This is a genomic window from Acinetobacter sp. YH12120, from assembly GCF_013418795.1.
GTDB classification, from domain to species: Bacteria; Pseudomonadota; Gammaproteobacteria; order Pseudomonadales; family Moraxellaceae; genus Acinetobacter; species Acinetobacter towneri.
In genome coordinates, this window is record NZ_VPBI01000004.1 from 47,304 (window position 1) to 68,092 (window position 20,789).

19 protein-coding genes and 3 pseudogenes are annotated in these 20,789 nt (G+C 35.8%); 11 read left to right on the forward strand and 11 right to left on the reverse strand.

Annotation, left to right across the window (positions count from 1 at the left end):
• The first annotated feature begins 25 nt into the window (after positions 1-25).
• Both FTU58_RS03870 and FTU58_RS03875 read left to right on the forward strand, forming a co-directional pair.
• On the forward strand, positions 26-742 hold the full coding sequence (locus tag FTU58_RS03870) for a hypothetical protein (RefSeq protein ID WP_179988940.1): 717 nt from the start codon (positions 26-28) through the stop codon (positions 740-742).
• Between the two features lie 217 nt (positions 743-959).
• A complete protein-coding gene (locus FTU58_RS03875) occupies positions 960-1,328 on the forward strand; it encodes a hypothetical protein (protein WP_004972910.1) in 369 nt (122 codons plus the stop codon).
• A 114-nt stretch (positions 1,329-1,442) separates the two neighbouring features.
• On the opposite strand, the gene FTU58_RS03880 is transcribed toward FTU58_RS03875, so the two are convergent.
• Together FTU58_RS03880 and FTU58_RS03885 are read right to left on the reverse strand one after the other, a co-directional pair.
• On the reverse strand, positions 1,443-1,661 hold the full coding sequence (locus tag FTU58_RS03880) for a hypothetical protein (RefSeq protein WP_004972907.1): 219 nt from the start codon (positions 1,659-1,661) through the stop codon (positions 1,443-1,445).
• A 532-nt stretch (positions 1,662-2,193) separates the two neighbouring features.
• Complete coding sequence (locus tag FTU58_RS03885; RefSeq protein ID WP_004972905.1) at positions 2,194-2,391, reverse strand: hypothetical protein; 198 nt, start codon at positions 2,389-2,391, stop codon at positions 2,194-2,196.
• Between the two features lie 492 nt (positions 2,392-2,883).
• Between FTU58_RS03885 and FTU58_RS03890 the strand changes: the two are divergent.
• The 4 genes and pseudogenes from FTU58_RS03890 to FTU58_RS03905 all read left to right on the forward strand — a co-directional run.
• A pseudogene (locus FTU58_RS03890) lies at positions 2,884-2,958 on the forward strand (Fic family protein); the annotation flags it as partial.
• 73 nt (positions 2,959-3,031) lie between these two features.
• Positions 3,032-4,122 (forward strand): IS4-like element ISAba1 family transposase gene (locus FTU58_RS03895; RefSeq protein ID WP_085940648.1). Its coding sequence is split into 2 segments (ribosomal slippage): positions 3,032-3,572 and positions 3,572-4,122, totalling 1,092 coding nucleotides; the frame shifts between segments, so codons are not numbered across the junction.
• Positions 4,123-4,141: 19 nt separating this feature from the next.
• Positions 4,142-4,804, forward strand: a pseudogene (locus FTU58_RS03900) (Fic family protein); the annotation flags it as partial.
• A gap of 431 nt (positions 4,805-5,235) precedes the next feature.
• Positions 5,236-5,478 carry a hypothetical protein gene (locus FTU58_RS03905; protein WP_004755870.1) on the forward strand — a complete coding sequence of 81 codons (243 nt, stop codon included), beginning with the start codon at positions 5,236-5,238 and terminating at the stop codon, positions 5,476-5,478.
• 334 nt (positions 5,479-5,812) lie between these two features.
• Here the strand turns inward: FTU58_RS03905 and arsH are convergent, their stop codons facing one another.
• From arsH to arsC, 7 genes are all read right to left on the reverse strand, one after another.
• The gene (arsH, locus tag FTU58_RS03910; RefSeq protein ID WP_180062066.1) at positions 5,813-6,517 is read right to left on the reverse strand and encodes an arsenical resistance protein ArsH; all 705 of its coding nucleotides are present in this window, start codon (positions 6,515-6,517) and stop codon (positions 5,813-5,815) included.
• Between the two features lie 9 nt (positions 6,518-6,526).
• Positions 6,527-7,567: an ACR3 family arsenite efflux transporter gene (gene arsB / locus FTU58_RS03915; protein ID WP_180062067.1), complete on the reverse strand. Its 1,041-nt coding sequence runs from the start codon at positions 7,565-7,567 to the stop codon at positions 6,527-6,529.
• A gap of 11 nt (positions 7,568-7,578) precedes the next feature.
• Positions 7,579-8,049, reverse strand: a complete 471-nt coding sequence (locus FTU58_RS03920; protein ID WP_180062068.1) for an arsenate reductase ArsC — start codon at positions 8,047-8,049, stop codon at positions 7,579-7,581.
• Between the two features lie 6 nt (positions 8,050-8,055).
• Positions 8,056-8,376, reverse strand: coding sequence for a metalloregulator ArsR/SmtB family transcription factor (locus FTU58_RS03925; RefSeq protein WP_004988477.1), 321 nt, complete (start codon positions 8,374-8,376; stop codon positions 8,056-8,058).
• A 195-nt stretch (positions 8,377-8,571) separates the two neighbouring features.
• A complete protein-coding gene (locus FTU58_RS03930; RefSeq protein ID WP_004988479.1) occupies positions 8,572-8,811 on the reverse strand; it encodes a thioredoxin family protein in 240 nt (79 codons plus the stop codon).
• Between the two features lie 18 nt (positions 8,812-8,829).
• Positions 8,830-9,852, reverse strand: coding sequence for a permease (locus FTU58_RS03935; RefSeq protein ID WP_106986396.1), 1,023 nt, complete (start codon positions 9,850-9,852; stop codon positions 8,830-8,832).
• 56 nt (positions 9,853-9,908) lie between these two features.
• Positions 9,909-10,343, reverse strand: coding sequence for an arsenate reductase (glutaredoxin) (arsC, locus tag FTU58_RS03940; protein ID WP_004988483.1), 435 nt, complete (start codon positions 10,341-10,343; stop codon positions 9,909-9,911).
• Between the two features lie 564 nt (positions 10,344-10,907).
• On the opposite strand from arsC, the gene FTU58_RS03945 reads away from it, so the two are divergent.
• From FTU58_RS03945 to FTU58_RS03960, 4 genes are all read left to right on the forward strand, one after another.
• A complete protein-coding gene (locus FTU58_RS03945; RefSeq protein ID WP_180062069.1) occupies positions 10,908-11,639 on the forward strand; it encodes a Fic family protein in 732 nt (243 codons plus the stop codon).
• A gap of 153 nt (positions 11,640-11,792) precedes the next feature.
• The gene (locus FTU58_RS03950) at positions 11,793-12,137 is read left to right on the forward strand and encodes a DUF4236 domain-containing protein (RefSeq protein ID WP_180062070.1); all 345 of its coding nucleotides are present in this window, start codon (positions 11,793-11,795) and stop codon (positions 12,135-12,137) included.
• A gap of 75 nt (positions 12,138-12,212) precedes the next feature.
• Positions 12,213-13,874, forward strand: a complete 1,662-nt coding sequence (locus FTU58_RS03955; protein WP_257222325.1) for an ATP-dependent RecD-like DNA helicase — start codon at positions 12,213-12,215, stop codon at positions 13,872-13,874.
• Positions 13,875-13,876: 2 nt separating this feature from the next.
• Positions 13,877-16,450 carry an ATP-dependent helicase gene (locus FTU58_RS03960; RefSeq protein WP_180062072.1) on the forward strand — a complete coding sequence of 858 codons (2,574 nt, stop codon included), beginning with the start codon at positions 13,877-13,879 and terminating at the stop codon, positions 16,448-16,450.
• Between the two features lie 32 nt (positions 16,451-16,482).
• Here FTU58_RS03960 and FTU58_RS03965 read toward each other — a convergent pair whose 3' ends face one another.
• Complete coding sequence (locus FTU58_RS03965; protein ID WP_180062073.1) at positions 16,483-18,132, reverse strand: hypothetical protein; 1,650 nt, start codon at positions 18,130-18,132, stop codon at positions 16,483-16,485.
• A gap of 145 nt (positions 18,133-18,277) precedes the next feature.
• Positions 18,278-19,451 (reverse strand): annotated as a pseudogene (locus FTU58_RS03970) (IS3 family transposase).
• A gap of 240 nt (positions 19,452-19,691) precedes the next feature.
• Here FTU58_RS03970 and FTU58_RS03975 point away from each other — a divergent pair.
• The gene (locus tag FTU58_RS03975; protein WP_180062074.1) at positions 19,692-20,411 is read left to right on the forward strand and encodes a hypothetical protein; all 720 of its coding nucleotides are present in this window, start codon (positions 19,692-19,694) and stop codon (positions 20,409-20,411) included.
• Positions 20,412-20,789: the final 378 nt, after the last annotated feature.

Consider the following 20,789-nt stretch of genomic DNA (forward strand, 5'->3'; position numbering starts at 1 on the left):
TTATTGGGGAAATAAATTAAGGCTCATGTTTAATTATCAAAAAACTCAACTCGGTCTAGATGCATTACAACAGCGCACACGTGATTTAAATGCACGTCAACGTCGTTTATTGGTACTGATTGGTACTGAAGATTTTGATTTACTCGGAGATCAGTTCAAGCAACGTCTTGCACCACCTGAATTGATTGAACAGCTATTAGATATGCACCTGATTGCCCCTGCTGCGCTTGAGCAAGACACTTTGCAACACCAAGAGCAAACGGCTAACATTCTGCTGCAACAAGAGCAAGAGCCATCATCTACCACTTTACACACAGAAATTCATAGCCAACTTGCAAGCAGCACCCCGCAAGCGCATGCTGAAAGTTTGGCAGAACCAATCCACACCCAACATCTTCAAGTAAATTCAGTTCCTGCATATTTAGAAGCACGTGTTGCAGCTGCCATCAATACAGAACAGCCCGCTGAACAACCTGAACCCCAAGCAGAAATACAGCCTGAAATTACCGCTTTGAGTTTTGAAGATGTAAAATTTCTCATGATGGATACTTTGCAGCGTCATTGTGGATTAATGGCAAAACAACTGATTCAGCGAATTTTACAAGCTCAGGATATTCGCAGCTTAAAACTCTGCCAAATGCAATGGATTACCTCTTTGCAAGAAACTCGTTTACCACCGAAAGCACTCAATCAGATTTTGCAGCAAATCAACCACTCTCTGCAAAAGCTTAATCCGACTTAAAGCTTAGATTTTTTTACTTAGTTTTAAGTCTTTTTAACAATTAAAACCATGCTCAGGGACATATGGATTAATTTATTTTTATTACTTTTCAACACCTTAAAAACACATATAAACCTTAGATCCATTATTCCTATAAAAGCTAAGACTTTAGCGGCATAGCCCCGACTGATAAAAATCAGCGATATAGTATTTTCTAGAATTGTTGAGGCACAGGGTTATGATGAATTATGCATTTTTTTTAGCGTTTGATGCTTATGACAATCCAATGCAACTCAGTAAAGTTGGCAATTGGGTGATTACCTTTTTAAGCCCAAAAGATCAGGAAAGCCAAATACAGTTAGCGATTACCAATGTGTTGCCGCGTCAAATTTCAGCACATTTACAACCGCGACGCATAGTGATTCAACAAAGTACAGATGCCCAGCTCTGGCAAATCTTGCAAATTGAATGTTTTGATAGTCAAACCAATCAAGAGTTGAGTTTTCAACCCGATGATGACATTGGGCAAGCGGTCATTCAAAAAATTATTCAAGAGTTTGATAAATACGATGTAAATATCCAACTTGTAGAAGATCAGACGGTTTAAAGCGATATGTTTTACACTTAATGAGCACTTTATTTACGTGTGCTTTAAAAATCCTGCGCACAAAAAAGCTCATCGAAATGAGCTTTTCTAAAAATAAAGTAGTCTCACAAATATTTACTCCAACACACGGAAAATACTATCAGACTCGCGGCTTTCAAACAAAAGTTCGATGCTTGGTAAAATCACTTCACCTTCCACAATAATGTGTTCAATTTTGTGAAATAGTGCCAAACCCGCTGCCAATGAAGTTTCTGGGATATTACGTAGCAATGCTTTTGCTTCGTAAATATGGCTAAACTGGTCTTTAACTTTAATATCGATGATTTGCGTCATTGTTGTTCCCTTTTTCTTGACGGAAATTTTTTATACCATAGCTTATAAATTTTTTAAAAAAGTGAGTTGTTAGATTGTTTGACAATGTAGTATTTTTTTAAACTAAATTTAAATTATCTAATAAATTCAAACACATATTTTTTAAAATTTTATTTACAACTTACAAAACCACAGTAAATTTGCTTGTTTTTCATTCTAGCACAGAAAAAACTCGCATTGCTGCGAGTTTTTTTATGTTGGAAGGCTAGTGCTGATTTTATTGTTTGAACAAGAGTTACAAACTCAACGAGCTGTCATTGATCCGTCCAACTGCATCGTAGCGTCTATTACATTGAATGACCTACTGTAGTTTTAATATAGTGAAACTTATTTTTTGCTGCAATAGCCCACTACATTTCAACACATTCACACAGCAAAATTTCAATTGATTTAATTTTCAGTTACGGCATAATTTTATGCGGTTAAAAGCTCCAGCTTTGCGATTAGCTTCTGCATAACTTGGCGATACTTTCAAATAATAAGAAGTCGACGATTATTCAATTAACTCAATTTCATAATCAACATCTTGCAGCATATCTTTATTGTATAGCTTTACCATTGCTGTTGCTTCAGCATAATCGTAGAACAAACCTTCTGCGACGGCTTTACTGCGAAATTCCGTGGTACCAATTTCATTATCATGCGGAACAAAATATAAGTTTTCTGGAATGAGTTTAACGATATAGCCCACGAAGCTGCCCTCAGATTTTTCAGTTTTAAAATATGTGAGTTTTATATGCTGAAAAACGTGATCAGGCTATGGCAAATAAGATCGAATGTTTATCTTAATTTTTTATATACTTTTCAACTATTTTTTATATTACAGTTCAATGCTTATATACTAATTTGGTGCGCTCAGCGCGCACCGGAATCTGCTGCTATCATATTGTTTTATATTGATAAAAACAAAAGTCCATTGAGCTTTACCGTAAAAAATACCGTATAAATATTATTTACTTTTTTCATATTGCTAATTTGAAATTTATTGACCAAATTTTGATCCAAATCAGATTTAGTGTATTGAATCACTTAGAAATCTTGTTCAAATCCTAATTCAGGATTTGAAATGATGTACTGATTATATCAATATTAAAAGCACCATAAATAGGAATGATATAACATATCATTTCTTCAATATTCTTTTTGATGTATCATTCTTTTAGACACATTCAGGGACAAGGTAATGTTTGAAATTATTGATGATTTAAAAAATAAATTAGATCAGCATCGCCCCCTATCACCAGCTATAGTAAAAAATTTCTCTGTACACGACAAAAATAGATAACTCATTGAAATAATGTCACAATAATTGTTTTCTAACGACGAATACTATGACACATCTCAATGAGTTATATCTTATCTTAAACAAATCTCTAAAATGGAACAAGTCACATTTAAAGTGCTTTGCGCTCATCATGCTTGTGATTATTTTAAAGCAAACATGTAATCTTTCTTCTGCATCTAAAGCCTTGCCCATCAAGTGTTTACCACAATCATTTTATCGACGTATGCAGCGCTTCTTTGCAGGTCAGTATTTTGATTATCGTCAAATTTCTCAGTTGATTTTCAATATGTTTTCATTCGACCAAGTGCAACTGACTTTAGATAGAACCAATTGGAAATGGGGAAAACGAAATATTAATATCCTGATGCTCGCAATCGTTTATCGTGGAATAGCGATACCTATCCTTTGGACATTGCTTAATAAACGTGGAAATTCAGATACGAAAGAGCGTATTGCTTTGATTCAACGCTTTATAGCCATTTTTGGTAAAGACCGTATTGTGAATGTGTTCGCAGACAGAGAGTTTATCGGTGAGCAGTGGTTTACATGGTTAATTGAACAAGACATCAACTTCTGCATTCGTGTTAAAAAAACTTCATTGTCACCAATCATTTAGGAAAGAATCATAAAATTAGTGATTTATTTCGCCATCTTAAAGTTGGTCAAATTGAATGTCGTAAACGACGGATTTTGGTTGGTCGGGTGAAACTATATATAAGTGCACTACAGTTAGAAAATGGAGAGCTTTTACTCGTCGTTTCTCCTCAGTTTAATGCCAATGCTATTCAGGATTATGCATTACGCTGGGAAATTGAAACCTTATTCAGTTGTCTCAAAGGACGCGGGTTTAATCTTGAAAATACGCGCTTGACAGACCCTAGACGAGTGAAAAAATTGATTGCGGTGTTAGCTATAAGCTTCTGTTGGTGTTACTTAACGGGTGAATGGCAACATAATCAAAAAAAAGCGATAAAAATAAAGAAGCATGGACGACTCTCAATGAGTTTATTTCGCTATGGTTTAGACTATGTTCAAATGGCGATTCAGCGTTTAATTGGTTTTGGGAAAAAAGAAGAGTTTAAGGAAATTTTGGCAATTTTAAGAAAGCAGAATCCTGATAGGATAAGGGTTCTGTGAAATTTGTCGTGTACAGAGAAAAAATTTACAAGAAGATCTTATTGTACGATGGACCTATCATTCGAATGCAATTGAAGGCAATACACTTACATTGCTAGAAACAAAAGTCGTGTTAGAAGGCATAACTGTCGGTGGGAAGGCATTAAGAGAACACTTCGAGGCAATTAACCATAGAAACGCTATTTATTACGTTGAAGATATTATTCGAAAAGAAGAACCATTTTCTGAATGGCAAATTCGCAATATCCATCAACTCATTTTAAAAAATATTGATGATGATAATGCTGGCCGCTATCGCCAACAAAATGTCCTAATCTCTGGTGCCACGTCTACCCCGCCTGATTACACATTATTAAATGACAAGATGGCTCAGCTAGTTGATTGGTATAGTAATGACGCACATAAATTTCATCCTATCGAACGTGCAGCCAAAGTACATGCTGATTTTGTAGGTATTCATCCATTCATTGATGGCAATGGCCGTACATCACGTCTATTGATGAATCTTGAATTGCTTAAAGCTGGTTATCCCCCTTGTGTAATAACAGTTGAAAACCGATTGGCCTACTATGAGGCCCTAGATCAATGGATGGCTTATGGAAAAACTGAAGCATTTATCCAGTTGGTTTCTGAAGCTGTACTTGAAGGATTTAAACCTTATCAAGTTGTATTGGGCATTTAATCGGCTTGATCGGTGTATTGATCCCTAGTACTAGATACCATCCACAATTGCATCTAAAATCATTTGTAAAATAAACTCATTAGATGCTGTAACACTGAAGATATGAGCGGTACAAAGAATATCGCTAGTGACTCATAAATCCGTGGTGATTTACTCAATCAATTTCAATCTGATGAGCGAACAGATTCTGTCTATACTGAGTTGTACGACACTATAGGCTGTAAATCAAAAACCTTTAGACTCAGCATTAAAAGCTTTTTTAATAGTTTTTCCTCCAAATCTATCCAATAAGATTTGATCTACAACATTTAGTTCAATAATACTCAATGCAGCATCTACCCCAAAGTACCCGAAATGCAACTGTCATCAATTTGTAATAAAAATCGATTATATCTCGTGTGATAATGCAACTTTTCTTTGCGAGTTTATAAATGTCAGACAAAATCAGCTTAAACTATTTAAATGAACTCATTCGTAATGCTGAGAAAAAAGATAAAAAAATTGACAAGATCTTATTAGGCTATAAGGCGTATTATTTTTTTATGTCTGACAGCGAATTCCATAAAGAAGTCACTAACTCTGCCCTTTCACCAAGTAAACGTAAATATAAAGACTATAAAATCAAAGTGACTCAGGACGAATATCAAATTGATTTAAAATTTCAGGAAAAATAAGCAGGATTGCTCTAATTCTCAGGTTTAAACTCTTTATTTATTGACAGCCATTATGATTAAAGCATCAAAAAAGACAATCTAGACATTAGATGACCTGTTGTACTTAAGATCGTTACCCGCCAATTCAACATCATCTGATACAATCAAAATAACGGTTCACGTATCCTGTGAACTCCTGTTTTCTGACCAAATAGCACTCCGATAGTGTCCTCTTAAAATTTATTGGACACTATCGTGGTATTAATGAGTTAGAAAAGTGGGGCTCAGCGGATGCTTACGATTAAACAAACGATCGAGCCATCCGTTACCCTGCTCACACCATGACGAATCAGCTTTAAAGATTACGCTGATTGACTCGTTTAGACAGTTCTTCAGCCGATTCTTTTCGCTCCGAATAACGGTTGGTCAAATAGGCACTCTGACCGCGAGTCAGCAAAGTAAACTTGTATAGCTCTTCCATTACATCAACAATACGATCATATAGCGATGAAGGCTTCATCCGTCCTTCCCCATCAAACTCCAAAAAGGCTTTAGGAACAGAAGACTGATTTGGAATCGTGATCATCCGCATCCAGCGCCCAAGAATTCGCATCTGGTTTACACTGTTAAATGACTGTGATCCACCGCTCACCTGCATCAAAGCCAATGTTTTACCCTGCGTAGCACGAATAGCTCCTGCAGCAAGTGGAATCCAATCAATCTGTGCTTTGAAAATTGAGCTCATCGAACCATGCCGCTCAGGCGAACACCAAACCATGCCTTCAGACCAAGCCAACAATTCATGCAGCTCTTTAACCTTTGGATGTTCCAGATCACCATCTTCAGGTAAAGGTAAACCTTTGGGATGAAAGATTTTAACCTCACAACCAAAACGCTCAAGAATTCGCCCAGCTTCCATCACAGCTAGGCGGCTATATGAACGCTCTCTGTTTGAGCCATATAGCAATAAGATACGTGGTGGGTGACTTAGTTCTTTAGCCTGCACTTCCGAAAAAGTTGGTGTCGGTAAAAGATCAGATTCAAGATTAGGGAGTGTCATCTTTGCCTCTTAAGAATTTGGATAATATTTTTTCTTCAGCCACAAGGATACGCTAACCAGTGCAATCAGCACGGGCACTTCAACCAATGGGCCAATAATCGTAGTAAAGGCAATTGGTGAAGCCAAACCAAAGGTAGCAATCGCAACGGCCAACGCTAACTCAAAATTGTTACCTGCTGCGGTAAATGAAATTGCGGTGGTTTTGGGATAGTCATTCCCCATCCACTTACTCATGAAAAAGCTGACAAAGAACATCACGACAAAGTAAAGCGTCAATGGAATTGCAATCCGCAACACATCCATTGGCAAACTCACTACATCACCGCCTTTCAAGCTAAACATGGCTACAATGGTGAATAACAAGGCCAATAAGCTGAGTGGACCAATTTTGGGTAGAAACTGATTCTGATACCAGTCCAGACCTTTGGCTTTCACTAAAGATAGACGCGTCAGGAAGCCCATCAGGAATGGAACCCCCAAGTAGATAAGGACAGCATTGGCAATGGTCCAGAAATCAACATTGATGACATTCCCTTCTATCCCAAAAAATGGCGGCAGATAGGTCAGGAAGAACCAGGCATAACTGCTAAAGAACAGAATCTGAAAAATGCTGTTAAATGCGACCAATGCAGCACCGTATTGATTGTCCCCGCATGCCAGTCCATTCCAGATCAGTACCATGGCAATACAACGCGCCAAGCCAATCAGAATCAGACCTGTCATGTATTCTGGGTAATCACTCAAGAAGACTATCGCCAATACAAACATCAGCACTGGCGCAATCAGCCAGTTCTGAATCAGAGAGAGCGCTAATGTTTTTTTATCCTGAAATACTTTGGGCAAAGCTGCATAATCTACTTTGGCTAATGGTGGATACATCATCAAAATCAAACCAATCGCAATTGGCAAGTTGACTGAATTTACACTCATTGCGTCCAATGCGACGGATGCTTGTGGAAATACCACCCCAATCGCAACACCCAGTGCCATGGCCACAAAAATCCATAGCGTCAGGTTGCGATCCAAAAAGGATAATCCTGGTTTAGACATGATCTGCTCGCTTAAAGATGGGAAATTTGATTAATTTCAGCAATAAGCTGAGGACGGCTCATGTGATGGGTATCTAATGCAAAAAGTGCATCTAAGCGTTTGTTGATATGTTCTACAGTACTTAAAAATACCTGTAATTTTTCTTGTTCAGGCAAATCTAAATGTGATGGATCAGATAGACCCCAATGTGCTTTGATTGCTCCTCCTAAATACAACGGACAAGCTTCTTGTGCTGCCGCATCACACACGGTGATGACGACATCGGGCTGATACTGTTCACAGGCATCAATCGTTTTACTCGACAAACCTTCGGTAGACAAACCCAGGTTCTGTAAAGTCTGAATGGTTAACGGATGAACTTGGCCAGAAGGTTTACTTCCAGCGCTATAAGCTACCCAACCTTCAGGCGCTCGACTATTAAACAGAACTTCAGAAAGAATACTGCGACAACTGTTACCCGTGCACAGAAACAAAAATTTCATAAAAACTTACTCGCAATGGCTCTGAATCGATAGAGCTGAGGGATCAAATAACACGGGAACATTGCTACGTTTAAGTGTATTCAGAATTTCAAAGCACCATTCAGGTAGTTGTGGGTTAAGACTGTAATACACCCACTGCTTTTGCCGACGGTCATTCAGCAAACCACTTGATCTTAACAGGGCTAAATGCCGTGAAATTTTTGGTTGGCTTAACTGGAGTTTATCTGTCAAATCACAAACACATTGCTCTTCGTTTTCTGCGATAAGCATGACAATACTGAGACGTGTTTCATCAGATAAACATTTAAAAAACTGAACGTGGTCCATAACTGCTCCCATTCTATTATGCAAATATACACATATCCATATATTCAGTAAAGAGTACTGAATATAAAAGTATACCCATATCCGTATATGCTTGCCAGAAAGGGAAAAATTTAAAACTTCTTAACATCTCAAGACACAAATAAAAAAGACCCGTGGCTTATGCCACAGGTCTTTTTTACAGTTTTCCACATACACTTATTTATTTTTTTCAATCAACTCCACAATGGCTTGTGGTTCCAAAACTTTGCCACTTGAAACGATTTGATTATCTATGATCAGACCTGGCGTACTTAACAACCCTGTTTCAGCAATTTGCATCATATCAGTTACATATTCAATTTCTGCCTGAACACCCGTACTTTTTACAGCTTCTTCAGTTGCAGCCAATAAGGCTTTGCATTTACGACAACCTGTTCCTAAAACTTTAATTTGCATCTTTATTCTCCACACTTTTTATAAAAACCAATAACCCAAAGTATTCAGGCTATAACCAACAATCAAGATTCCCACAAAAACAATCCCTACAAACAAGCTCAATAAACGGGTTTTCACCACTTGTTTTAACAAGATTAGCGATGGCAGAGAAAGTGCGGTGACCGCCATCATAAACGCTAAAACCGTCCCCAAGCCAACGCCTTTAGTCACAAGTGCTTCTGCAATCGGCAAGGTGCCAAAGATATCCGCATACATTGGCATTCCGACAATCGTGGCAATCAGTACGGAATACCAGTGTTCCTGACCAAGTAAGGCGGTAATCCACTGCTCAGGAATCCAGTTATGAATTGCCGCACCAATCCCGACACCTATCAAGACATAAAGCCAGACCTTACTAAAAATGTCTGTCACCTGTTCCCAAGCAAATGTACGCCGCTCTTTTGCAGTCATGCTGAAATCTTCATCGTCACCTGAGATTGTTTGATGATGAGTCACAAATTCAGCCACATACTTTTCCATTTTCAAGTAGCTGATTAATGACCCGCCGATGACTGCCAGCACTAATCCAAGTAACACATAGACCAATGCAATTTTCCAGTTAAAGATACTCGCCAATAAAATAATTGAAGCCAAGTCAACAAGTGGTGATGAAATCAGAAAGGAAAAAGTGACGCCTACCGGAAGTCCTGCACGGGTAAAACCAATAAACAACGGAATCGAAGAACATGAACAAAATGGCGTAATAGTACCGAGTAATGCCCCCATGATATTGGCTTTGATTCCTGTCATCCGACCTAAAATCAGCCGAGTACGTTCTGGAGGGAAATAGCTTTGAATATAAGATAATGTATAGATCAACACTGAAAGCAGAATAAAGATCTTGAATACATCATAAATAAAGAAATGGACACTACCACCCAACCGGGTTGCAACGGATAAACCAAATACATTTTCAACGAACCAGCGCACCCCATCCGAGAGCCAGGTCATTTTAAGTAGAACATCATTTAACCAAGCAAAAATTGCGACAATGTTCTCCATTTAGATCTCCTGCTCTACACTGATACAAAGTCCAACAGCGTTAGGGGTTTCACCTTTTATTTTAAGCGTCTGCCTTGCTCATCAATGATGACTTCACCATCTTCTTTAGCGAAAGCTTTTAATTGCGGCAAAGGTAGAATATCTAGCACTACTTCAGATGGGCGACATAAACGAGTGCCCAAATCTGTCACGACCAAAGGACGGTTAATCAGGATGGGATGTTCAAGCATAGCATCAAGCAATTGCTCATTTGTCCAGTTCGCATCGTCTAAATTAAGTTCAGTATAAGCATCTACATTTTTGCGTAACACATCACGAACACTTAAACCAGAGTCCTGAATCATTTTAATCAGCTGATCTTTTGATGGTGGCGTAATCAGATATTCAATTACTTCTGGTTCGATCCCCGTGTTGCGAATAAGCGCCAAAGTGTTACGAGACGTGCCACAGGCAGGATTATGGTAAATTTGAACTTTTGGCATTTGATCCATGAGTATAATCTCTTAAACAGACAGCCTTTTATATATGAATATTCGAATATGCGCAATATGGAATATATGATTAACTACAAGTACCAATAAATAAAAAAAAGCTCCTGAATCAATCAAAAACCTCCCATTTAGGTATTTCTGAAACGGTGTCAATTAAATTAAGAAGCTAAAGCTTCTTTTCGGATTCTCAACTCACATTAGGAACATCCCTCATCTAACAAACTGAATATCTTAAGGACTTTTTTAATTATATTTCTCTTAATAAAAGTCAATAAGTTGATAAGAGCGAAATTGAGATGGTGTCGATTGAACTCAGAATCTAAACTCATGTTTTTAAATATTAATTTACATAATAGATAAATTTTGTACCCAATTTTTACCCAAATCAGATTTAGTGCATTGAATACTAGAACTAATTTTTGTTCAAATCCACCTTCAGGATTTGAACTTGACTACCGATATCAACACCTGTGAACCCAATATAAAATGATATGTTATATCATTACTTTCATATGTTTCTTTTTTTCATGTATCATTCAATAGTACAATTTCAGGGACAAGGTTATGTTTGAAAATATTGATGCTTTAAAAACGAAATTAGATCAGCATCGTCCTCTTTCCCCTGCAATTGTAAAAAATCTACAAGAAGACCTTATTGTTCGTTGGACATATCACTCAAATGCAATCGAAGGCAATACACTTACATTGCTAGAGACCAAAGTGGTTTTAGAAGGCATTACGGTTGGTGGAAAAGCATTACGAGAACATTTCGAGGCAATCAACCATAGAAATGCTATCTACTACGTTGAAGACATTATTCGAAAAGAAGAACCATTTTCTGAATGGCAGATTCGAAATATCCACCAGCTCATTCTAAAAAATATTGATGATGACAATGCTGGACGTTATCGCCAGCAAAACGTATTGATTTCAGGTGCTACGACTACCCCACCCGACTATACATCACTAAATGACAAAATGGCTCAGCTAGTTGATTGGTACAGTTCGGAAGCACATAAGCTTCATCCGATTGAACGTGCTGCTAAAGTACATGCTGATTTTGTTGGCATTCATCCATTTATTGATGGCAATGGACGTACATCTCGTCTCTTGATGAACCTTGAGTTGCTTAAAGCTGGATACCCTCCTTGCGTTATTACTGTCGAAAATCGCTTAGCCTACTATGAAGCATTGGATCAATGGATGGCTTATGGCGAAACTGAGGCTTTTATTCAATTAGTTTCAGAGGCCGTTCTAGAAGGGTTTAAACCATATCAGGTTGTATTAGGTATTTAGTAAGCTTGTACAAAATATATAAAAACCTTATGTTTGAACAAATATTTATATCCAATAAAAAAGGGACTAGAATTTTTACAGTTCTTTAATTTTCGGATTGTTCATTCAAGATAGGATAAAATCCTTAAAATTTATACTTTGTTAGATAGAATCATGTCATTCCGATTTAAAAAAAGTCTTAAAATTCTTCCAGGTATTAGGCTAAATATTTCTAAAAATGGGCTTAACAGTGTAACCATTGGAAAACCAGGAGCATCTGTCAATATTTCAAAAAAAGGGAAACAGGCTACTGTTGGGATTCCTGGTACAGGTCTATCATATTCACAGAAATTACCTTCTCGCACAGATACACGTTCAAGATCTCCTTCTACTCCTTCTACTCCTTCTACTCCTTCATCCGTAGAACCGAACTCTAAACAGACAATTAGTCCAACAAAAATAATTGTGATTGGCCTTCTAGTAATATTTGCTTTCTTAATAGGTGCTGTTTTTTTCTAATAATGAGTTAACGACTAGTCAAAATTTACCGTTAACCATAAACTAATTCGATACTTCATTCGCAAAATTAAGAACATGCATATTCAAAATCAGATAAGAGACTTTTTGACATCAACCACCGCAAAAACACTGGTTATTACTGGTAGTGCAGGAACTGGAAAAACTTCTCTAATTAAAACAATTGTCACTCATCTAAATAACCAACACTCAGAATACTACTTACTATCAACAACTGGCAGAGCAGCACACAATTTACAAAACCATGTGTTTGAAGTGGCTAAGCTTTCCCCGACTACTATTCATTCTTTTTTATATAAAAAAGATGATGAGTCAACTCAAGAGATTCCTGAAATTTTAAAATTTTCAGTAACAGAAGAAAAAATAGAAGACGATGCAGTAATCATTATTGATGAGGCTTCCATGCTTTCACATGAGGCAATGAGTGAAAAAGACTTTCTCCAATTTGGCTCTGGAAATCTATTTAAGGATTTAACTAATTATTTAGATTTATCAAATTCTAACCGTAAATTAATCCTCGTTGGCGATCCATGCCAACTTCCACCCATTAATGTATCGCAGGCTGAAGTACTCAATATAGACTATCTAAAACAGTATTTTGAGACAAATCATATAGAACATATACACTTAAACGAAGTTCATCGCCAACTTAAAGATAGCGCTATTTTAAAATCTGCAACAGCCTTAAGGGATAAACTAGAAGATAAAGACTTTTTACAACTGCCGATTGACATAGATCATGATGAAATTCATCACTTAAATATGGATGATGCTTTAGATAAATATCTATGGGTGTATGGAAAAAACTCAATATTTTTATCTTATACCAATAAAGATGTACATAACATTAATCTTGAATTTAGAAAACTTCTAAACCTCAACCCTAGAAAATTAGAGAAAAAAGAACGTCTCATTTTAATGAAGAATTCTTGGGTCAATTCTCAATATCTATATAATGGTGATTTGTTTATTATTGAAAATTTGGGAGCTATAGAAAGTTTTACAATCAATGTTCCTCAAAAACAAGAAAGTCCTATTTCTATAACTTTAGAATTTCAAGATATTGAGTTAAGAAAAGAAGATTCATTTTCTAGTATCAAATGTAAAGTTTTACATGACAAAATTTGGAATGAGGAAAATGACACTTCTACTAAAGAGCTTCAAGCCTTAGTGATTCACTTTAAACAACGCTATCCTCATTTAAAACGTGGAACTCCTGAATATAAGCAAGCGATTCAAAATGATCCTTATATAAATGCCTTATATCTACGTTTTGGCTATGCTATGACTTGTCATAAAGCTCAAGGAGGTGAATGGGAAAATGTATATATTAATTTAGCTCGTCCTCAAAATGACTTAAAAACATTAAATGGATTCAAGTGGACCTACACAGCTTTAACACGGTCAAAGAAGTATGCTTATTTAATCAATTGCCCTGTTAATAATAAGGCCTTTGATCCTCAAAAACCTTTCGACATATTAATAGCTAAAATCCAAAGTCAATTAAATCAGAATGGCTTTCAACTGATATCAACCAAACCTCTTGAATATGAACTTCAGCTCTTTATCCAAAAAGATAATATCAATACTAGTTTTAAAATCTATCGGAATGGCAAAATGAAAATTACTCGTCTCATGGCTATGCAACATTCCATTCATTCCAAAGAATTAGAAGTTTTATTGAATACTTTTGTTGATACGTCTTTGGTGGAGAATTAAAAATGAATACTAGCTTTTTAGATGAACTTAATGAATCACAGCGCAAAGCCGTTGAAACCACTGAAGGGTATATTCGCTTAACTGCAGGAGCTGGTTCAGGTAAGACTCGTGCATTGGTTAGTCGCTATCTTTATCTCACTGACATTGATGGTATAAGCCCTGACAATATTTTATGTATTACTTTTACTCGTAAAGCTGCTGATGAGATGAAGAAGCGCATTAGAGATATCAGTACTACCAATCTAGAAGGTGCTTTAATTAGTACATATCACGGTTTTTGCTACAAAGTTATTCGTGAAGATGCTCATCGCCTACACCTGAAAAAAGAATTTGAGATTATTGATGATAATAAATTAGAAAAAACCTTTAGGGATATTTATAAAGAGTTAAATCTCACCATAAAAGATGGTGAACTAAAACTGTTACAAAAAGCACTCTTCGAATATAAATCAAATTTTTCTTATGTCACTAAAATGACAGGATTAAGCAATTATACTTATGCAGAAAATGTCTTAAATTTTAATAATCAATTAACCAATTTATTATCCCAACCAAATTATCGCTACCTAGCGGATGAAATCTCACGTTATTCAGGTGTTTTAGGTCATTATTTAGCTCGACAAGTCGAGTATGCGAATTACGACTTTTTTGATTTACTAGAATTTACTTTACACCTATTTGAAACTGACCCCTATGTATTAGATAAATGGCAAACTCGCCTTGAATACATTATGGTAGATGAGTTTCAAGATAGCAGTCCTCGTGAAAACACCTTAATTTCTTATTTAGCTGGTAAACATCAAAATCTTTTTGTCGTAGGTGATCCTGATCAGTCTATTTACTCGTTCAAGGGTGGAGACATTTCTGTTTTTTTAGATTTTAATAAAAACTATCCTGATGTCATAGATTTGCAACTCTATGAGAATTATCGATCAACTCAGCAAATTGTTGAAGTTTCAAATCAACTCATTTCAAAAAATGAGATACGTATAGATAAATCGAGCATTCCCAAACGTGGTAAAGGTGAAGATGTCACACATTTTCATTGCAAAAAAGATAAACAAGAAATGCAATTTATTGTTGATGAAATTAATAAAATCATTAAGGAAAAAACATATCAAGCAAAAGATAAAAATATTCCATATTCATGGAAAAATATTGCTATTATCGTCCGTTCACATCGTTCAAAAAAACCTATTGAAAGTGCTTTTGTTAAAGCTGGATTCCCCTATACCATTGCTGATGGTATAAAGTTCTATGCGAAAAAAGAGATTCAAACAGCAATTGCCTATATTAAAATGTTAGACAATGATTGCAATGACTCATTTCTAAAAACTATTAAAGAACCCAAAAGACGTGTAGGAGAAATCTTACTTAAAAAAGTTGAGCATACCTCAGATCTAAAACTTTGTAGTTATTACGAAGCTCTTAAATACTTACAACAGACCAATGATCCTGATTTCAATAAAACTTCAGCTAGAGAATATATTGAAGTCATAGAACTAATGCGCAGTAAAAAAACATCAACAAAACTTTCGACCCTAATTCATGATGTATTAAGAGCATCAGGATATCTCAACTATTTAAGAGAAGGTACTAACGAGCAACGCATTATTAATGTAGAAGATTTAATTGATTCAGTTTTACAACTCGAAATTCGCAGGCAGCAGGATGTGCCATTATCAGAATACATCGATATTCTTAATGAGCATACCCATGAAGCTGATGAAGATGAAGAGAAAGATGAAATCCAAATTATGACCATCCATTCTTCCAAAGGCTTAGAGTTTAAAGCTGTCTTTTTACCTCATTTTAACGATGGATCTTTACCAAATGCAAAATCTCTTTCAGATAGAATCAAACTAGAAGAAGATCGCAGATTGGCTTATGTTGCTTTTACACGTGCTGAAGACTTATTGTACATCACTGAATCTGAAGGTCTTACTGAAAGAGGATCGAATAAAATCCCTTCACGTTTCTTGTTTGACTTTGATCGAAGTTTATTAAATGAACCCTACCCTCTACCGCAAAAATTTATCGAATCATTGCTTAAAGAGTTCTCGCAGTCATCAGGAGATGTAATAGCTCAGAGTGAATTAAATATTGGGGATCAAGTCAAACATCATAAATTTGGACTAGTAACAATTAAGGCAGTGACTGATGCAAATTATATTATCCAATTTGGTGATTCTCCTGTTAAAGAAAGAACTATCAGTAAAAACTATCAATTTTCTACAGGTGACGTAGCAGCGGCCAATTTCAGCTTAGAGAAAAACTCAACTAATAACATACTAGATGTATCAGATGTATCAGATGTATCAGATGTATCAGATGTATCAGATGTATCAGATGTATCAGATGTATCAGATGTATCAGATGTATCAGATGTATCAGATGTATCAGATGTATCAGATGTATCAGATGGTTCTGCCATACATCAAAATTCAGTACAACATCCATTATGGGGTATAGGTTTTATCACCTCCTCGAATGAGTCTTACTTTCAGATCAGATTCCCCGAGATTAATGAAACCAAAGAAATTCCTAAAAACTCTAAAGCTATAAAATATATTTAAATAAAAAAAGCCACTCTATCCGAGTGGCTTTTTTATGAAATTGATATTGCTTTCCAACTATAAGTATCTTTATCTTTTTGCTTACTAAAGATAGCCTGTACATGGATGAGTGCTTTATCTTCGGTATCCTTGATAAGATTTGGTGATATAAAGATATCGTTAACAAAACCAAATCCTTTTGGATTTTTACGCAACTCCCCTTTTTCTTCCTTCACATCAGTAATTTTTGCACTACTAGCCCATTCCACATGTGAAATTTCAATCCGCTGAGATTTTGCATTAAGTGTCGAAAAGCATTTCAATTTAGAGCCTATCGATATCTGATCTTTTAAGCCCCTTAATATATTTGGATCTAACTTCAATTCTTTGTCTTTATTAAGAAAAACTTTCACATTCTCATAATCATCACTGATATAACTAATGATACCAAACTGCTGGTGAGTACACTCCCATTCACACCCATCCATTCGCTCAACAACGTTTACGACTAAATTCTGATTGGAGTCTTCTTGAATACCTAAAGTAACCAATGCTGGAGCACCTCTCTTCATTTTGAGATGATTAAAACCATTAGCAAGTAATGACTCAAAATTATTACCTTTTTTAATAGAAAATTTGGCAAACTCTTTCGGCTTTTTACCATCTCTTTTTATTTTTAACTGACCTAGATATGTTGCTGAAACTTTCCTAATTTCATCAAAACATAAAGATAAGGCATCTGATGCATGCTCTTCATAAAATTCTTTAGCTGCCTTTAAGTCATTCTTATTAGGATCAAACCAATTGTTTTGTGTTAAACGATTTAACTCTTCCGGTAATTTCCATTGATTCTCATTTCTAATTTTAATTGATTGATTGATTTCAAAACTAGCTTCATCAAACATCTCAAGACTAATTAAAAGTTTGGCAAAATCAAGATGAGTAGTAACTAAAAATTTTTCTTCTGTTTTACAAAGCATAGCTTTACAAAAACATGCTAAAGCTAAATCTTTCTGATCAAATTGATAGATCCTAGCAGCTTCAGCCCATACCCAAAATTCAGATTTTTTCAACTTTAGAACAGATGATAGAACTTGACTTGCATTTTCATAATTTTCCATACGTCTTAAGACAGCGACAGCATCCCAATCTAACCAAATGGCATCCTCATCTGATAATCTAGATCGCGCCTGATTAGCCCACTCCAAGCAAAAATCTGCTTGTTCCTTCTTTAAATCTTGAGTATTTTTCGCCCACTTACATAGACCTCTAGCTACTTCATAAGCTATAGGAAGGTTGCGACGCTCTTTACCTTGCTTATCTACATAAGTAGTAACTTCCCAATCTTCTGCCCTCAATGCAGTTTTGCCAAACCAATGTACATAATTATAAAAATCAGGAAAATGTATTGCATATGGACTGATCAATTGCAAAATCATTGAAAATGCCATTTCTGGGCGACGCGTTTCCCCTTTAATATAATCTTCATATGTTTTTATTAATTGTTGTACAAGTCTTTGATCCACAGGCTCAGACTGTTTTAATTTAGTGGTAATTTCTTTTATTTCAGAATAATACGTCCACTCAATTTGGCTTTTGAGTTGAAGAGAATTTGGGAATTTCTGCAATTCTACTCTTGCTAAATCTCTAGCTCGTAGATAATCACCATTCTTTCTAATTTGACTAATTTCTTGCCAATTCATCTTAAACATCACAATTGATCAATATTTTTAAATTATATTCTAATATTTAAAACACTTCTTTCAAAAGTAATTTTTATTACATTCTACCAATGCAATCTAAATTGGCACCGCCAACCTTATAGAGAGTTTACACAGCACACTGATCCTAGACAGTATCGTGGACAATCGATCCCTCTAAACTTTTAATATATTTCTGTTCAAAGGCTTCTGGACTTAACCAACCGTTTGCAGAATGCCTTCTGACCCGATTGTAATAAATCTCAATATAGTCAAACAAGACCGCATTCGCCTCTTTTCGAGTGACAAACACACTGCCATGCACCACATGGCCTTTCAATGTATGAAAGAAGCTTTCAGTCACGGCATTATCCCATGAGCAGTATACTGCGCAAGGCCGCGTCTAGACATACTTTGAATACAATCATTTGTCAGCAAGAGTGCTCTAAAATCACGACTACAATACTGACTGCCTTGGTCCGAATGAACCATAACACCTGTTGGATAGCCCTGACGAGCCATTGAATAATGAAACGCATCACACACCAATTGGCGGTCTATTCGATGGCTGGTTTGCCATCCCACGATACGACGACTAAATAGATCCAGCATCACACATAAATACAGCCAACCTTGCTTAGTACGGATATAGGTAATATCCGTTGTCCAAACCTTGTTAGGCTGCATGACTGTAAATTGGCGATCTAACAAGTTTGGTGCTGTAGGCAAACGATGGGTTGAATCAGTCGTATGCTTGTATTTACGTGCAATCTTGCTCCGTAGACCAAGTTTTTTTAGCATTCTTCCAACGGTTCGTTCGCTCATGGTGTACCCTAAATCATGCATGTCATGTACCAATGAAGGTGCACCCAATCGTGCATGATGCTGCCAATATACGGCTTTTAAATCATTATATTTCTGCGCTGGATTGGCCTGGCGTTTTCGCCAGGCATAATAGCCTGAAGTGCTGACACCCAGGCATTTACAGGCAGAAGATACAGTGACTTCATTCACATCCAGATCTTGAATTACCGTGTACTTTTCTTGGCATGATCTGTCAGAAAGTACACATGCGCTTTTTTTAAGATGTCATTGGCTTCCCTGAGCTGTTTGACTTCTTTCTCTAATTCTAAAATCCGCTGTTGTTCTGGTGAAAGTTGGCGTTTGCTTGAACCCGCCGGATTGATTTCACGAATCCATTTATCCAATGTTGAATAACCAACACCTAATTTCTGGGCGATTGCAGCTAAAGATTCGTGCGAGTTTGAAAGTGCATAATCAATTGCTTGCTGTTTAAATTCAGGACTAAAACGTTTAGCCATTTCTTGAATCTCCAAAGATTAAAGTTACGTTATCTTTAGAGGGACGTGCTGTCCATTATTTTGGCTAGGATCACACTGATCAATGGATCATAGTATTCCCATTTCTGTAAAATACATCTGAAAGCATATGGGGATTACTCATTTCTATAATAATGAGTGATCCCCATATACTTTTTAAATTGAAAAATAAATTATTTTAGTATATAAATGGTTGATAAATCTAAATATTATGGGTGAACTTTGTTTTTTATTATTTTTATCGCTATTATTATTTATATTATCTATACTATTACTAACACTAGTAATAGTACTACAGATGTTGTTTCCCCCTCAAATATAGATTCTTCTCAAAATTTAGACAAATATGAACTACTCTATGAAGATGAAAAGCAAAAAATTTGTTTAAATAAAGATCCAAGAAAACTTATACATTACAACAAATCCACAAAAATTATTCAATCAGAGTACGCATCGTATCCATCGGGTTTAATTGATAAATATTACATTCCTAATATTACTCAATATCCTAACTACGACACTAAAACAGCTGAAATAGTCGATCGCTTCATTATCCTGAAACAATTATTTTCATTAGAGTATGTGGAATGTTATGGCTTCACTGATAGCTATAAAAATAATAAGGTTAAGTACTTTGAAACTTGGAGTCAACGTTGGGATAACTCAGGTGATGTTATAGATGAGGGACCTGATACACCTATTTTAGTCTTTTATCAAAAAGAAATTTATTCACTCTCTGAATACTACTCTCTCTATCTTTTAGAAGATCAAACCTTACTTTCTGTATTCAACCTAGATCGTACAGGTTACGATAAATGCGCTTACCATTTAGATAAAGATCTAAAATTATTAAATTATGAAGAAAATACTCTTAGTCATCGTGATGCACATGCTCTAGAAATTCTTAGAAAATTAATTACAGAAGATCTGCTCTATCCCTGAGGTGGTGGCAATTGAACTCACCCAAATTTTTTAATGAAATCTAGTTGTTAAAAAAATTTAAACTTTAGAATCTTACCCAATATTACCCACACAATAGAGAAGACTATGGCTAATGCCATAGTCTTCTCTATTTATTTTTAATTCGCTGATAATTTACTAGCTTAGACTGCTCAGGATCAAAAAACACTGTTTTAATTACTTATCCCTTCACATATTCTATAACTTCATTAATTAAATCAATTAAAAGTAACAGCCATTCTTTTGGTCTAATCGGTTTTTCAAATCAGTGAATATTCGACACAATTAAAATCATACTAAAAATAACTATGCGAAATTTTAGTAACCTATTCCTGTAAAAATTATTCCGAATACCATACT